Annotated in this window: 14 protein-coding genes and 2 pseudogenes; 8 read left to right on the top strand and 8 right to left on the bottom strand. The window is 63.0% G+C overall.

The features are described from left to right. Positions 1-129 precede the first annotated feature (129 nt). Positions 130-498: a hypothetical protein gene (locus M3P27_13175; GenBank protein ID MDP9269257.1), complete on the bottom strand. Its 369-nt coding sequence runs from the start codon at positions 496-498 to the stop codon at positions 130-132. A 364-nt stretch (positions 499-862) separates the two neighbouring features. On the opposite strand from M3P27_13175, the gene M3P27_13170 reads away from it, so the two are divergent. The 7 genes and pseudogenes from M3P27_13170 to M3P27_13140 all read left to right on the top strand — a co-directional run bounded on the left by M3P27_13170 (position 863) and on the right by M3P27_13140 (position 7,780). Continuing rightward, complete coding sequence (locus M3P27_13170; protein ID MDP9269256.1) at positions 863-1,054, top strand: hypothetical protein; 192 nt, start codon at positions 863-865, stop codon at positions 1,052-1,054. A 264-nt stretch (positions 1,055-1,318) separates the two neighbouring features. Further along, complete coding sequence (locus tag M3P27_13165) at positions 1,319-2,758, top strand: ice-binding family protein (GenBank protein ID MDP9269255.1); 1,440 nt, start codon at positions 1,319-1,321, stop codon at positions 2,756-2,758. A gap of 102 nt (positions 2,759-2,860) precedes the next feature. Beyond that, a pseudogene (locus tag M3P27_13160) lies at positions 2,861-3,319 on the top strand (hypothetical protein). Positions 3,320-3,611: 292 nt separating this feature from the next. Continuing rightward, positions 3,612-3,710: pseudogene (locus tag M3P27_13155) on the top strand (DUF4190 domain-containing protein). An 868-nt stretch (positions 3,711-4,578) separates the two neighbouring features. After that, complete coding sequence (locus M3P27_13150) at positions 4,579-5,976, top strand: hypothetical protein (protein ID MDP9269254.1); 1,398 nt, start codon at positions 4,579-4,581, stop codon at positions 5,974-5,976. Between the two features lie 282 nt (positions 5,977-6,258). Beyond that, complete coding sequence (locus M3P27_13145; protein ID MDP9269253.1) at positions 6,259-6,423, top strand: hypothetical protein; 165 nt, start codon at positions 6,259-6,261, stop codon at positions 6,421-6,423. Positions 6,424-6,499: 76 nt separating this feature from the next. Next, positions 6,500-7,780: a zinc dependent phospholipase C family protein gene (locus M3P27_13140; protein ID MDP9269252.1), complete on the top strand. Its 1,281-nt coding sequence runs from the start codon at positions 6,500-6,502 to the stop codon at positions 7,778-7,780. A 198-nt stretch (positions 7,781-7,978) separates the two neighbouring features. Here the strand turns inward: M3P27_13140 and M3P27_13135 are convergent, their stop codons facing one another. From M3P27_13135 to M3P27_13105, 7 genes are all read right to left on the bottom strand, one after another. Further along, the gene (locus M3P27_13135) at positions 7,979-8,209 is read right to left on the bottom strand and encodes a hypothetical protein (protein MDP9269251.1); all 231 of its coding nucleotides are present in this window, start codon (positions 8,207-8,209) and stop codon (positions 7,979-7,981) included. A gap of 135 nt (positions 8,210-8,344) precedes the next feature. Next, positions 8,345-8,494, bottom strand: coding sequence for a lmo0937 family membrane protein (locus M3P27_13130; protein ID MDP9269250.1), 150 nt, complete (start codon positions 8,492-8,494; stop codon positions 8,345-8,347). Positions 8,495-8,517: 23 nt separating this feature from the next. After that, positions 8,518-8,724 (bottom strand): hypothetical protein, encoded by a 207-nt coding sequence (locus tag M3P27_13125; GenBank protein MDP9269249.1) that lies wholly within the window; start codon positions 8,722-8,724, stop codon positions 8,518-8,520. 225 nt (positions 8,725-8,949) lie between these two features. After that, positions 8,950-9,639 (bottom strand): lipid-binding SYLF domain-containing protein, encoded by a 690-nt coding sequence (locus M3P27_13120; GenBank protein ID MDP9269248.1) that lies wholly within the window; start codon positions 9,637-9,639, stop codon positions 8,950-8,952. Between the two features lie 106 nt (positions 9,640-9,745). Then, positions 9,746-9,865 carry a DUF3309 domain-containing protein gene (locus M3P27_13115; protein MDP9269247.1) on the bottom strand — a complete coding sequence of 40 codons (120 nt, stop codon included), beginning with the start codon at positions 9,863-9,865 and terminating at the stop codon, positions 9,746-9,748. Between the two features lie 61 nt (positions 9,866-9,926). Continuing rightward, positions 9,927-12,191, bottom strand: coding sequence for a DUF3011 domain-containing protein (locus M3P27_13110; GenBank protein MDP9269246.1), 2,265 nt, complete (start codon positions 12,189-12,191; stop codon positions 9,927-9,929). Positions 12,192-12,288: 97 nt separating this feature from the next. After that, on the bottom strand, positions 12,289-12,822 hold the full coding sequence (locus M3P27_13105) for a hypothetical protein (GenBank protein ID MDP9269245.1): 534 nt from the start codon (positions 12,820-12,822) through the stop codon (positions 12,289-12,291). 734 nt (positions 12,823-13,556) lie between these two features. On the opposite strand from M3P27_13105, the gene M3P27_13100 reads away from it, so the two are divergent. Next, positions 13,557-13,742 carry a hypothetical protein gene (locus M3P27_13100; protein MDP9269244.1) on the top strand — a complete coding sequence of 62 codons (186 nt, stop codon included), beginning with the start codon at positions 13,557-13,559 and terminating at the stop codon, positions 13,740-13,742. Positions 13,743-13,853 lie beyond the last annotated feature (111 nt).

The raw sequence follows: 13,853 nt of genomic DNA, 5'->3' as shown, positions 1-13,853 counted from the left end.
CGCTTCCACTCTGCCGAAGGCTCCGCCGGGCGCCCCATACGAGCCGGCTTTGCTCGCGCCGGATCTGCGATCAGGACAGACCTGAGAGGGTCAAGGACAGATGCTCCCTTGGCATCCCCGATTGGGGACCTAGTTCGTTCTCGAATCAGACTGCTCCGCCAGTCTCTGAACTTCTGAGAGAAACAGCTTAACGCTGTCCGAAGCTCTGTCGTCGCGCCGGACCGCGGTGAGCATCTGCTTGATGCGTTCCATCCGGTACACCTGCATCGCCTGCATGATGTTTTGCTCCGCGTTCTGCTCGCTGCCCAACACGTACGGCCACAGCAGATGCCGAGTGTGGTCTACCGCGCCCTTGAACGATTTGAGCAAGCCCGCATGCTGCAGCAACAGCTCGGAGTCTGGTCTGCTCTCGGCCTCACGCAGCGCTGCTTCCAACTTGCTGTTCACCGCGAGCAGCTCGTGAACCAATCGGTCTATGCGATCTGGTAAGGCAGGCATTGAGGATGTCTGGATTAGTAGTGGCCTGCCCCGGAGGCTAGTCCTAAGCGGACATCAGCGCGAGCTGTCGTTGGGACATGCACCAAGGTACCGTTACTGGCAGAAGAAGATTGCCGGGTGCCGGCTCGGGGGATACGCAAAGAAAGAAGCGTCCGCGCTCGGAAGCGTCGGCGGCTGGCGACGAGAAGCAGTCCCTCGGTGATTAGCTCTCGGTGATTAGCCCTCGGTGACTAACGCCCGGTAGCTAGCTACCGGTCTCGCTCTTTGACAATCTGTTCTGACTTCCCGGCTGGTCACTTTTGAGCAGACCTCCGCTCCGCAGTCTCCTAATGTCACCCTCGACATCCCGGAAAGGTGAAGCGTCATGCCGTTACTGGAACTGCTAGGAGTCCTGATCGTTGTAGGCGTCGCCCTGTGGCTGATCAACCGCTTCATCCCCATGCAGTCCACCATCAAGATGATCCTGAATGTGGTGGTAGTGCTGTGCGTGGTGTTCTGGCTGGCCAATGCGTTCGGGCTGATCCACTCGCTCTCCAAGATCCGCGTCGGGCGGTAGGCGGAGAGAGGAGGACGAGGCGACTCGTATCGCGCCACGACCCCTCCCCGGCCCTTCTGGCCCCCCGGCGCCCCCCTTTCTGGGAGTGAGCCGCTCCTGTGACCCCCCTGAGCAAGATTGGGCCTTGAGTGAGCAATACTGCACAGAACTGCTCTGGGTTACCCCTGATACTTGCGTCCTCTGCGTGCGCCATCGAACAGAAACGCTCGCCGGCGCAGCGGAGCGGCGAGCATCATTCCCCGCGATTCGAAGGAGACGACGCGCATGCGCAAATCTAGCGGTCTCAAGTTCGCATTTATGGCCTGCCTCACGGCGTTCTCCATCATCTTCAGCACTGGTTGCGGTGACGCCGATCTGAACCCGTTGGGCCCTCCTCCCCTCATCACGCCGCCGACGGTGATCGCGATGACCCCGCTGAACGGCTCGGTCGGGGTCTGCCCCAGCCTCGGTCTGATCACGGCAACGTTCAGCAAGCCGATGAACCCTACCACCATCAACGCCACTACGTTCACCTTGGCCGGGCCCGGCGGGGCGAGCGTGTCTGGGGCGGTCACCTACAATGCGGCGACCAATACCGCTACTTTTACGCCCACACTCCCGCTTGCCGTTACCACCCTCTATACCGCCACCATCACCACCGGAGTGACGGACACTTTCGACAACCACATGGTCTTCCCCTTCTCCTGGAGCTTCACCACCCCTCCGGCGTGTCCACCGCCCGCAGTGATCTTTGTGACTCCGCCGAACGGCAGCGTAGGTATTTGCCCCAGCACCGCCATTGTCAGCGCAACCTTCAACCAGCCGATGAACGCCGCGACCATTAACGCCGCTACGTTCACATTGAGCTCGCCGGGTCCCACGGCCGTGGCCGGAACAGTCACCTACAACGCGGTTACCCACGTCGCCACCTTTACCCCCACGGTACCGCTTGCACTGAACACCAACTACACCGCCACCATCACCACCGGGGCGGCTAACACGTTTGGGCAAACGCTGCCGGCCAATTTCGTTTGGACCTTCACCACCGCGCTTGCGTGTGCGCCACCGCCCGCACCCATAGTGCTGGGAACAGCGTGCGGTTTCGGCATTCTGGCCGGTAGTACGGTTACCAATGTTGTTAGCGCCGGCACCAACGTCACCGGAGATGTGGGGGTATGGGCAGGAAGTGCGATCACTGGGTTCCCGCCGGGAACACTGACCGGCACGCTGCACGCTGGCGATGGGGTTGCCATGGCCGCCCAGGGCGACTTGACCGTGGCGTATAACGCCGCCGCGGGCATGCCCGGAGGCGCCGTCCTCCCCGCGGACCTCGGAGGCGTGACCCTCCCGGCGGGCGTCTATACGACGACGGTCGCCCAGCCCTCGCTGGGAATCACCGGGAACCTCACCCTCGATGGTGGCGGCGATCCGAACGCTACCTGGATCTTCCAGATCTTGTCCACGCTCACCACCGCAGCCGGTCCACCGCCGCCTGCAGCGCCCGCCAGCCAGATCATCCTGATCAATGGCGCCAATGCTCACAACGTCTTCTGGCAGGTGGGCAGTTCCGCGACCTTGGGAACCTACTCGATCTTCCAAGGAACCATCATGGCCCAGGCATCCATCACGCTTACCACCGGCGCCGTGCTGAATGGCAGAGCGTTGGCGCGGATAGGCGCAGTCACCTTGGACAGCAATCAAGTGAACGTGCCTCCCTGTCCGTAAGACGTTCGATAGTGGACCAGCTTGAGGCTGGTCCACTGCGGTTGGGAAAAGTTGGATTTGATGTTCTTAGACCTTCGGAGGAATACTCGTATGTCTTCGCACATGCTCAGCAAACTTGGGTCGCTCGCAATCAAGGTGATCGTTCTGGCCGTGGCCCTGTGCTTCCTCGGCGACCTGGCGCGTGCGCAAGACGACCCTTACCCGAAGTGGGAGGCCTTTGCCGGATGGTCCGTCATCTATCCCAACACGCGGCTACATGCCATCAATCCGTTCGTCAACGCCAATCAGGAGTCGAATCCGCGCGGCATCGGTGGCGCCATTACCTATAACTTCAATCACTGGTTCGGACTCACCGCCGATTTCAGCGGCACGCCGTGGGGAAGCGGCGAGACCCCGTTGCAATTGCTCATGCTTGACGATGCGAACTTCTACAACCTCTCCATCGGACCTAAATTCACCTATCGCCGCAAGCATTTCGCGCCCTTCGCCGAGGCCCTCGTCGGCTACCATCGTCTTACCGAGGATGAAGTGCCGCTGGTCGGATCGAGCGGCTCGTGGGGCTTCTTGCTCGGTGGCGGCGTCGACGTTCCCATCACCAGGCATTTTGGGCTGCGCCTGGTGCGCGCCGACTTCGTTTTCTCCAACCACCAATTCCAGCCGGAAGCGACAGTCGACTCCACCGACATTCGCGGCCTGCGCGCGCAGACCGGCGTGACCTTCATGTGGGGTTATCCGCCGGACGTTACGCCGTCGCTCGCATGCAGCCTCAACCCTAGCGAAGTGATGGCAGGCGAGCCGGTCACCGTGACCGCCACGCCCTCCGGCTTCCGCTCTGGTCGCACCCTGACCTACGCCTGGAGCTCCACCGGCGGCAAGGTCGCTGGCACCGGCGCCCAGACCACCGTGGACACCGCCGGCGTCGCAGCCGGCAGCTACACCGTCTCCGCCCGCGCTACCGACAATAAGCGCAACGTCGCGCAATGCAGTTCCACCTTCGCCGTGCGGGTACCGGCGCAGAATCCTCCCACCATCTCTTGCTCACCCAATCCCGCCACCGTGATGTCGGGCGAGGAGTCGGTGATCACCTGTTCTTGCCAGAGTCCGGATAACCGTCCGGTAACCCTCAGCGCATGGAACGCCAGCAGCGGTAAGCTGGCCCCTGCGGAAGGCAACACCGCCCGGCTCAATACCGCCGGCGTTCCGGCCGGCACCATCAACGTGGGCGCCACCTGCAGCGACGATCGCGGCCTCACCGCCGTGGGAAGCACCGCGGTGGAGGTGAATGTTCCGTCGCTGCCGCAGGCCAGAAAGATCACCGACTGCTCGTTCTCCAACCCGGCCAAGCCGGCGCGCGTGGACAACGCTTGCAAGGCGGCGCTCGATCAGGTTGCCGACCTGTTGCAGCATGATCCCAACTCCAAGGCCGTGATCATCGGTGAGTCCGAGGCGGGCGAGAAAGGCAAAGACCTGGCCGCGCAACGTGCGGTCAACGCCAAGTTCTATCTCACCGCGGGCGAGAACCAGAAAGGCATCGACCCGAGCCGCATCGAGGTCCGTACCCGCGAAGGTGGGATGCGGGTCGAAGTCTGGATCGTTCCTGAAGGCGCGACCTTCAACGACCCCGGCACGACAGCGGTGGATGAGACCATGATCAAAGCCAGGAAATAGGACCCCTCCGGCCCAGCTCCTCCGGCCGCGCCCAGCAAGCAGTGGGGGCGCGGCCTCCCCCGCATCGCCGGATGCGCGCCATCATCGCGGCCATCATGCCGCGAAGGTCCGGAGAGCACTCCCGGCCCTGGTTTTTGCTCCGAGGTGTAGCCATGGCGAAGCACAAGACACTGCATCACGGCTTGCGGTTCACGCTGGCGGGCATGGACGCCATCGTCCTCGGACTCTTACCTGCCGCCCTTATCCTGGTCGCAGCGCTCACTTCCATCTTCTTCGTTCGGCAGCAGAGGCCGCCCGAGTCGGCGCCCGCCAAGCCGGCGGCCGGCTTCGATCTTGACGTCGAGAGTTCCCGCGCCCAGATGTTCGATGACGGCAAGCGCATCTTTCGCTACGAGACCTTCGGGGACGAAGCCTTCTGGGGCGGCACCCTCCGCCTGCATCAAGCCATTGCGGGCGAGAAAAATGGGGGCGTGGGCGGAGGCGTGAGTCCGAAGACCGCGCTCGCTGTCGGCCTGAAAGTGGATGCAGACGCCCTGCCCGCTGACTTGGTCGCGCAGATCAAGGCCGGCAAGGTCGACCTCGACGATCCCGCGACCACGCTCGCCCTGCTCAAGCTGAACGCTGTCGTCGGCGTCACCGGACGCTTCGATGGTGCCGGCCAGCTCACCTCGATGGGCGTCCAATGTGCGCTCTGCCACTCCACGGTGGATGATTCGTTCATGCCGGGCATCGGTCGCCGCCGGGACGGCTGGCCGAATCGCGACCTGAACATCGGCGGCATCATCGCGTTGGCGCCCAACCTCCAGCCCATCGCAGATCAACTGGGCGTAGACGTCGCCACCGTCAAGCAAGTGCTCGCGAGTTGGGGACCCGGAAAGTATGACGCCGCGCTCAACGTCGACGGCAAAGCCCTGCGTCCGGACGGCAAGGCAGCCGCAACCCTGATCCCACCGGCGTTCGGCCTGGCGGGTGTGAACAACCACACCTGGTCAGGTTCGCGTGGTGGCATCCCATACTGGAACGCCTTTGTAGCGGTCACGCAGATGCACGGCAGCGGCACCTTCGTCGATCCGCGGCTCGCCGGCGAAAAGATCGCAGCGAAGACGGGGCTCGCAAACACGCACGGCAAACCCGACCTGGTGAGCGAGAAACTCGCGCCGTTGCACTACTACCAGTTGTCATTGCCGGCACCCAGACCGGCGAGCGGCAGTTTCGATGCGCCCGCCGCCGAGCGCGGCAAGGCCCTCTTTGCAGGCAAGGCGCAGTGCGCCACTTGCCACGTGCCTCCTTTATTCACCGAGCCCGGCTGGAACCTGCACGCGGCTTCGGAGATCGGGGTGGACGACTTCCAGGCAAAGCGCAGTCCGGGCGAACAAAAGTACCGCACCGCGCCCCTGCGCGGCCTCTTTGCCCACGCCAAGGGCGGCTTCTATCACGACGGACGTTTTGCCACGCTCGACGAAGTGGTCGAGCACTACAACAGACTCCGGCACCTGAACCTCAGTGCGGCGGAGAAGAATGCGCTGGTGGAATTCCTCAGATCGCTGTAACCGAAATGCTCTGCCGCCGCATTCGCGTACCCCTGAACACTCAAGGCCGCCCTCCCCGGGCGGCCTTTTCTTCATCGTTTTTGCAGAGGCGATGTCTTGCGGAGGCGCCGCGAGAGGTTGCGGGGTGTGTACTTGTGAACAGACAGGAAAATGCCCGGCAACCATAATCTCCATCTCCAGAAGTGTTCTGCGTGCTCTTTTGTAAGGCGGTACGAGTGACGGACCGACCCGATGAGCCGCGGCTGCCGCTGCATCGCGCGGCCGTAAGTCTAAGGAGCGGCGATGACGAGAGACAACGGGGCGCGAGCCATGACCAGGACCGAGCCAGGCCACGAGCGCGTGCGCGTGCTCGAGGAGCTCAAGACGCTGCTTGACTCCTTTCCGCCCCAGGTACGACGGCACCTTGTCGGACAGATCCAGTCGGTGCTGGTGGGCCTCGCGCGTTGATCTCGCCCGCCGGCGATTCATGCTTTTCAACCTTGGGATCACGACGGCTGACGGACTCAGCAGACGGGTGGGTGCCATGCGTAAATCCTTTCGACGCGGCATGACCATGTGGGTGATGCTGGCGGTATTACTGTGCTCGCTCAGCCAGCCCAGCGCGGGCTATTCTGTACTCACGCACGAGCAGATCGTGGACCTGTTGTGGAAGGACCAGATCACGCCGCTGCTGCTGCAAAAATATCCCGGCACCACGGCCGAGCAGCTGCACCTCGCGCACGCCTATGCCTATGGCGGATGCCTGATCCAGGACATGGGCTACTACCCCTTCGGCAACCGCGGGTTCAGCGACCTGGTGCACTACGTGCGCAGCGGTGATTTTGTCTTGGCGCTGCTGTCAGAAGCCAGCGACGTGAACGAGTATGCCTTCGCGCTCGGGGCGCTGGCGCACTACACCGCCGACATCACCGGACATCCGTCGGTGAACGCGGCCGTGGCGCAGGAGTTTCCCAAGCTGCGGACCAAGTATGGCCCGACGGTGACCTTCGAGCAAAATCCGAAGGCGCACATCCAGACGGAGTTCGGCTTTGACGTGGTGCAGGTGGCGAAGCAGCGCTATACCAGCGACCGCTACCACGATTTCATCGGCTTCCAGATATCGAAACCAGTGCTGGAACGCGCCTTCCGCAAGACCTACGGCGTGGAGCTGAAAGATGTGTTCGCCAATCTCGATATGTCCATCGGAAGCTTTCGCCGGTCCATCAGCAGCATCATCCCTGAGATGACGCGCGTGGCGCTGCTGCTCAAGAAAGACGACATGGTCAAAGAGGATCCCAGCTTCGCGAAAGATAAGTTCCTCTACAACCTGAAGCGCGCCGATTTCGAAAAGGAGTGGGGGAAGGAATACCAGAAGCCGGGGATCGGAGCGCGCATCCTCGCCGCGTTCTTCCTGCTGTTGCCCAAGATCGGGCCCTTCAAGGCGCTATCGTTCAAGATGCCGAGTCCCGAGACCGAGACCTTGTACCTGAAGAGCGTGAACGCTACGGTCGACCAGTATCGCATCTACCTCCAACAGCTCTCGGCGGGAAAGCTGGCGCTCGCGAACACCGACTTCGATACCGGCAAGCCCACGCGCGCTGGCGAATACCGGTTGACGGATGAGACCTACGCCAAGCTGCTGGGCAAGCTGGCGGATGCGAAGTTCGCCGACGTGTCGCCGGACCTGCGTCACAACATTCTCGAGTTCTACGCCGATCCCGGCGCGGTCACTGCCACCAAACGCGAGGCCAATGACTGGAAGAAGACGCTGAAGAACATCGAGCAGCTGCGGGCGTCTGTTCCAAGTGCGGCGCCGGCCCACTAGCGGGCCTGCCGACGCAGGTCTCTCGATACCTTGCTGGGCGGCTCCGCGGACGCGGCCGCCATTCCCCGATCAATGTTCCCCAAGATCAATATTTTGAGGGCTCCGCAGCGCTCGCCACGGCGGGCTGCTTCGTCCTCGCCCTGAGGATCGCGCGCCTGCTCCGTAACCAGCGCTCGCTCCGCGCTCGCCTAATCGGCTTCAAGCGGTAGCGTTGCGCACGGCCGAGCGGCCGGCGATCATCATTCCAGCGCCACCCAGGATCAACACACAACTCACCAGCGGTGACACACGCTCGTTGTACTGGGTCTTCACGCTCACCGACATGTTGCCGGCGGAGAAACCCTCGCGCTCATTGTGCGGGATCGGGACGACGAGCGACAGCAACCCCAGCAGCACCACCACAGCACCGAACCAGAACAGTAGCTTCATTGGAACACGCTTTCTTTTAGCTAAAAGGCGACGTAGACTCTGCCGAGCTTTAGCCTTCGCCGGCGCGAGCTTTGCCAGGTTCAGCAGTGCAGAGCCCAGTCCTTGCTTAACTCGGTTTTCTTGGCCGGCGGCTCTCTAGTCCACCGCGCGGCGTCCGCTCAGCAGGTTGACGACGATGACGATGAGCGCTATCACCAGTAAGAGGTGGATCAGGCTGCCGCCGAAGTGGAAGCCAAAGCCGAGAAGCCACATGATCAAGAGGATCGCAACGATTGTCCAAAGCATTTTCTGTATCTCCTATTTCCGCGCTAAGTTGCGTCACTGAGCGCACTGACCAGGGTCGTGCCCTGGGTGATTGATTGCGGCTGCGCAAGCGCGCGTTGCCCATAGTCTGGCTGCGCGGGCTTCGAGCGGCGGTCGGCCAGCGCCATCCGGTCCCAGTCATACCGGAACCTGGTGGCGCACTGCAGGCAGCTCACCGTGAGCTCCGTTCCACCCGGCAGCCGCATAGGCACGGTGTAGTTGTCGTGACTGCACCCCCACCCCATCAAGCGTAAGAAGAAGGGGAGGACACCTTGGTGAGCGATCTCGGTCGTAGGAATCAGTCTGTCCACTCTCTGTCCTCCTCTGGTGCTGGCTAACTAATACTGGCAAACTTTGATGTCTGGCCTGCCTCCCGCGTTGTGCGGAAGGCTGCCAGGGATATTGCGTGTCCTGCCGGATGGAACCGGCTCTACTTGTTATTTCTCTGCTGCACGCGCGCTCGCACTGCTGTTGCGCACCGCGGTCATGAACGACGCTGCCACTGCCGGCGCCGCGATCGATCCGCTCAAGATGGTGCGCTGGTTGATGAGCTTGTGATAGATGGCGCGGGTGGAATCGTTATCCTGCTGCACCACCGCACCGGTCAACGAGATCCCGGCGAAGAGGCCTTTGGAGCGCGAGTAGGTAAGGATCTGGCTATCGGCTTTCCAGTCGGTGCCGGCAGAAGCATGGCGTCCCACTGGTCCGGCGGCGGCAGCGGCGTCGCCACCCACCTGGAACTTGTTCGAGAGCATGTGCTGCATGCCCTGGTCATTCATCACCACCATGACGAGGTCGATGCCCTGCACGCCGATCTGCAATCCCCAGCTTCCACCTCCGACGGAGATGAACGCCGGCGCGCTCCAGCCCGTCGCGGTACGGCAGGTAGCGACGCCGCGGCCATGCTTGCCGCCGAAGATGAACGCGCCTTTGATCAGGTTCGGCACTACGGCGATGCACTTGGCGTTATTCAACACTTCCTGGGGGATGCCCTTATCGGGCGCGGACATGATCTCGCCCAGCACTACGCCGGCCTTGGTGAGGCGGTCGCGCGCGTCTTCACGTCCGTCCGCCCAAGACAACGTTCCCAGGCAGAGGACAACAACCAACATTAATGATTTCTTCATCGTGACAGCCTCCCGGCTGTGGCTTGCGATTCGCCGCCGTTATGCCGGCTGCGTTGTGCTTCTCGCAGGGTCACTACCCTGCCCATCGAATCCATCGCTGGGTGGGTCAGACCCTGCCCAACAAGATCAGGATTACCACGATCACCAGCACCAACCCGAGGCCGCCGCTGGGAAAGTAGCCCCAGGAACGGCTGTGGTCCCATCGTGGAAGCGCTCCGAGGAGCATCAGGATCACGACGATGATAAGAAATGGTTCCCAACAAAGATTGTCTCCTGCTCTTCAGCCGCTAGCGCAAGGCCTGGAAACGAACGTCTTGATCGAGCCGGAAGTTGAGCACCGTCTCCGCCGGCACGCGCACCTGCTTACCCCTGGTCAGGATCTGGGCGCCCAGACCCGCACCGGCGCCCGCGGCTGCTCCGATGGCCGCACCCTTCGCGCCGCCCGCCAGGGCGCCGATCAGGGTTCCGAGCGCTGCCCCGCCCCCCACCATGATCGCGGTCCTGCGATTCGCGCCCACGCCCGTGCCACCGCGCTGCTCCAGGTCATTCGTGCTAACCATGTATCTGGTTCCCGCAACGGTGACCGAGTTCATGTCGATCACCAGGTCGGAGGAAGAGGCCACGCTGCCGCCGTCCGCGCTGCGGATCACCAGCTCGGCGTCGGAGCCGCGGGGGATCGTGACCATGCCAAATCCATCGCGAACGTCGTTAACGATCACCGCGGAGTAGGTCTGGCCGGCTTCCGCCGTCTTGGAGTCGATCACTTCATTGGTCCGGACGGAGAGTTCCGTTCCGCTCGGGATGGTCGTCGAAGCTCCCGAGGAGACGCCGTTCCCGGTCTCAAAGTCGGCGCTGCAACCGCGGTCGACCCACACGCCGCCCGCGTCATAGCCCCAGCCGGAGCCCTGGACGCATTCCGAATCACTCAGCTTGCGGCTGAGGCGAACGCCGCCGCGCGTGTCCGCGCGGCAGTAGTTGCGCTGGTAGCCGCTGGCTTCGGTCGACTCGCAGCGGACCCGCTGCGAGAGCTGGCTGGTGTTGCTCGAGGGCAGGCGCAGCATGTCGCCTTCATTGATCACCACCTGGTTGGTGCGGCCGTTCAATGTGTATGCGACGGTCAGTGTCTTCGCCTGGTTCGGAGCGGGATCCCCGCCCATGGTGTCGTTGTTGACCTGCAAGTTGAGCTGGTCGTTCCGTATCTGCGAGTTCAGCCGCGCGGTGACGTCGGAGTTGCGATAGCCCGCGCCGTACGTAGCGCGCGTGATCTGCAGGCTGCCGTTATTGTTGCTGGTGTCGCCAAAGGGTAGGCGCAGCATGTCGCCTTCGTTGATCACGACCTGGTTGGTGCGGCCGTTCAACGCGTATGCGACGGTCAGCGTCTTCGACTGGTTCGGAGCGGGATCCCCGCCCATGGTGTCGTTGTTGACCTGCAAGTTGAGCTGGTCGCCGCGTATCTGCGAGTTCAGCCGCGCGGTGACGTCGGAGTTGCGATAGCCCGACCCATACGTAGCGCGCGTGATCTGCAGGCTGCCGTTATTGTTGCTGGTGCCGCTGTTCAGGCGAAGCGTATCGCCTTCATTGACCGCCACCTGGCCGGTGCGGCCATCGATGGTGTAGTCCACGCGCAGCGTCTTGCTCTGGTTCTGCGCCGGATCGCCGCCCATGGTGTCGTTGTTGACCTGCAAGTTGAGCTGGTCGCCGCGTATCTGCGAGTTCAGCCGCGCGGTGACATCGGAGTTGCGATAGCCCGCGCCGTAGATCGCGCGCGTGATCTGCAAGCGGCTGTTGCTGGTGCCGCTATTCAGTTGCAGCGTGTCGCCTTCATTGACCGCCACCTGGTTGGTGCGGCCATCGAAGGTGTAGTCCACGCGCAGCGTCTTGCTCTGGTTCTGCGCCGGATCGCCACCCATGGTGTCGTTGTTCACATCCATGCGCAGCTGATTGCCTTGGATCTGGGAGTTCAGGCGATTGGTGACGTCGGCCCAGCGGCTGCCCACGCCATAGACGGCGCGCGTGATCTGCAGCCGGCCGGTGTTGGTACCGGTGCTGTTGTTGAGGCGCAGCATGTCGCCTTCGTTGATCACGACCTGGTTGGTGCGGCTGTCCAACGCGTATGCGACGGTCAGTGTCTTCGACTGGTTCGGAGCGGGATCACCACCCATGGTGTCGTTGTTCACTCGCAGGTTGAGCTGATTGCCCTGGATCTGCGAGTTCAGCCGCGCGGTGACGTCGGCACTGCGATATCCCGAGCCATAGGTGGCGCGGTTGATACGCAGACGGCTGAGGTACGTGGTGTTGACCTGCAGGTTGACCTGCTGCCGGTCGCGATAGATGACCAGCCTGTTGTTGCCGCGCGCATCTCTCAGCTGGAGCCTCAGGATGCGATTGCGGCCCCACTGGCCCGTTTGCCCGAGCGTGTCTCGACCCACGCTGAAATTCAGCATGTCGTTTTGGACCAGCGAGCGGACACGCTCGGTCACGTCGACCCAGCTATTTCCCGAGCCGTAAGTGGCGCGGACAATATCCCAGCCCGTCCCAGGAGCGGCGAACAAGGGGAGGGCTAGAAGACAAATCAGTGTCAGAGCGATGGTTGATCTTTTCACAGTGCAACTCCTCAAAAATCGTTTGCGTCTCTCGGCCGCTTCGGGCTCAATGGCGGCCGGTGACATCGCGTACGATATCTATGATGCGTTGCGTACGGTTCTCGACCAGCAGCACGTCCTGCCCCAGCAAGCCGCGCGAATAGCCGCGGGGCAGCACTTTCAAGCTGCGTTCCACGTCGAGCGCAAGCGGCTGCAGGCGCTGCTGCAGCCGGGGCGGCAGCACGGTGTTGCGCTGCAACGGTTTGCGGAGCGCTGAAGCAGGGCCTGGGGGAGGGCCTGGGGGAAAGTCGTTGCGCTGCGGCAGGCCGGGAGCGACCGCGCGGTAGTGGATGCGTATGGTCTCGCGTTCACGCGCGCTAAAGGTGACAGGGTCGCGCTCCCATTTCTCGTCACTGGCCTCGGCGGCCCATTGCCGCTCCTGCGTGTCAGCCACTGCATCCCGTGCGTTCGCAGTCTCGGTGGCGCGCTTGGCGTGACCGTCGTCTGCCGGGGCGAGCGCGGGCAGCACGCACACGGCTGCAGCCAGGAACACGATCGCAAGCCGAGACGGGAGGGACTGGATGGGTGCGGTACGGTTCATTCGCGAGACGCCTCATGGAACAACCCCACGCTAGCAGCCGCGCCGGCGCGCGTCTGGTCACAACTGCTCAAGCGCACCCGTGGTCAGTTGTGACCAGACATGCGCCCGACGCGGCCCCATACTCGGGAGCGCGATTGAAGTTAGGGAGCGTCCCGGTGTTCATCGACTGCAGCGTGCCGCAGCTCTATCTCCTCTTCACCCGCCCTTGGTCGCGAAGCTTCGCGCTTGCTTTGCTGCTGAGCTTTCATTCTTGATCGATCTGCGATCGGGACGCGCCCGGCCCCGCACCAAGTACTCCGCCTAAAAACAGAGGCGGGGTGGTTCTCTGCGGGGTGAGCGTTTCGTTCACCGAGGCCGTACGCATCCGGACAACCAGCCGGTGCGTACAGCCATCGCAGTGTTTAGCGGCATGTGGCCGGTGGCGGCCGCAAGGGCCTCACCGAAAATGGCCTCTCTGAAGGGCCGAGGTTGCCAATGTTCGTGCTCCGTGAATGCGTGGCCTGCGTGGTTCTGCTCCTGATGCTGGCGGCGCCCGTGGCGGCCTTGTTGCTGCTAGCTTGTGGGACCTGGTATCTATTGCGGCCTCCCTGCCGCATCCTCATCCGAGGGCTGCGCGCGCGGATCCATCGCACCCCACCTTTGCATCCGATGGTTCGTTTGGAACAGACGGCGCCGGCGCAGCACGGTAAGGTCGAGCCATCCCCCGGCGTGTTTCTCGGGGATGAGGAACTTGCATGAGCTTGCCTCCCGCTACAATCAGTCCCGACGATAACGACCTGAAGAAGGGCTCCGTGGAAGACCAGGCGCCCGAAGAAGCCTCGATGAACTCCATGTCCAAGCAATTGGGACAGCGCGATGAAGACCCAGCCCTCGCCGACTTCGAGAGCACCCGTCCCAAGCCACCGCTGGCCACCAGCTAAGCAGCCGCAGGCTCCGACCCGCCCCAGTTTGAGGGTCATGCTGAGGAACCGGGGGCCCCGGCGTCCGGCCCCGCCTTTGACCTCATCGGTGGAAGAGCGGGGTTTCAACCC

The sequence above is a fragment of the Acidobacteriota bacterium genome, from assembly GCA_030774055.1.
Taxonomy (GTDB): domain Bacteria; phylum Acidobacteriota; class Terriglobia; order Terriglobales; family Acidobacteriaceae; genus JACPNR01.
This window is presented reverse-complemented; position numbering and strand designations above follow the sequence as displayed.

Bases quoted from the DNA above. Each gene is read 5' to 3' on its own strand.
- M3P27_13150 (MDP9269254.1), top strand. From the start codon at position 4,579: ATGGCGAAGCACAAGACACTGCATCACGGCTTGCGGTTCACGCTGGCG.
- M3P27_13145 (MDP9269253.1), top strand. From the start codon at position 6,259: ATGACGAGAGACAACGGGGCGCGAGCCATGACCAGGACCGAGCCAGGC.
- M3P27_13135 (MDP9269251.1), bottom strand. From the start codon at position 8,209: ATGAAGCTACTGTTCTGGTTCGGTGCTGTGGTGGTGCTGCTGGGGTTG.
- M3P27_13105 (MDP9269245.1), bottom strand. From the start codon at position 12,822: ATGAACCGTACCGCACCCATCCAGTCCCTCCCGTCTCGGCTTGCGATC.
- M3P27_13140 (MDP9269252.1), top strand. From the start codon at position 6,500: ATGCGTAAATCCTTTCGACGCGGCATGACCATGTGGGTGATGCTGGCG.
- M3P27_13175 (MDP9269257.1), bottom strand. From the start codon at position 498: ATGCCTGCCTTACCAGATCGCATAGACCGATTGGTTCACGAGCTGCTC.
- M3P27_13100 (MDP9269244.1), top strand. From the start codon at position 13,557: ATGAGCTTGCCTCCCGCTACAATCAGTCCCGACGATAACGACCTGAAG.
- M3P27_13170 (MDP9269256.1), top strand. From the start codon at position 863: ATGCCGTTACTGGAACTGCTAGGAGTCCTGATCGTTGTAGGCGTCGCC.
- M3P27_13120 (MDP9269248.1), bottom strand. From the start codon at position 9,639: ATGAAGAAATCATTAATGTTGGTTGTTGTCCTCTGCCTGGGAACGTTG.
- M3P27_13115 (MDP9269247.1), bottom strand. From the start codon at position 9,865: ATGCTCCTCGGAGCGCTTCCACGATGGGACCACAGCCGTTCCTGGGGC.
- M3P27_13130 (MDP9269250.1), bottom strand. From the start codon at position 8,494: ATGCTTTGGACAATCGTTGCGATCCTCTTGATCATGTGGCTTCTCGGC.
- M3P27_13165 (MDP9269255.1), top strand. From the start codon at position 1,319: ATGCGCAAATCTAGCGGTCTCAAGTTCGCATTTATGGCCTGCCTCACG.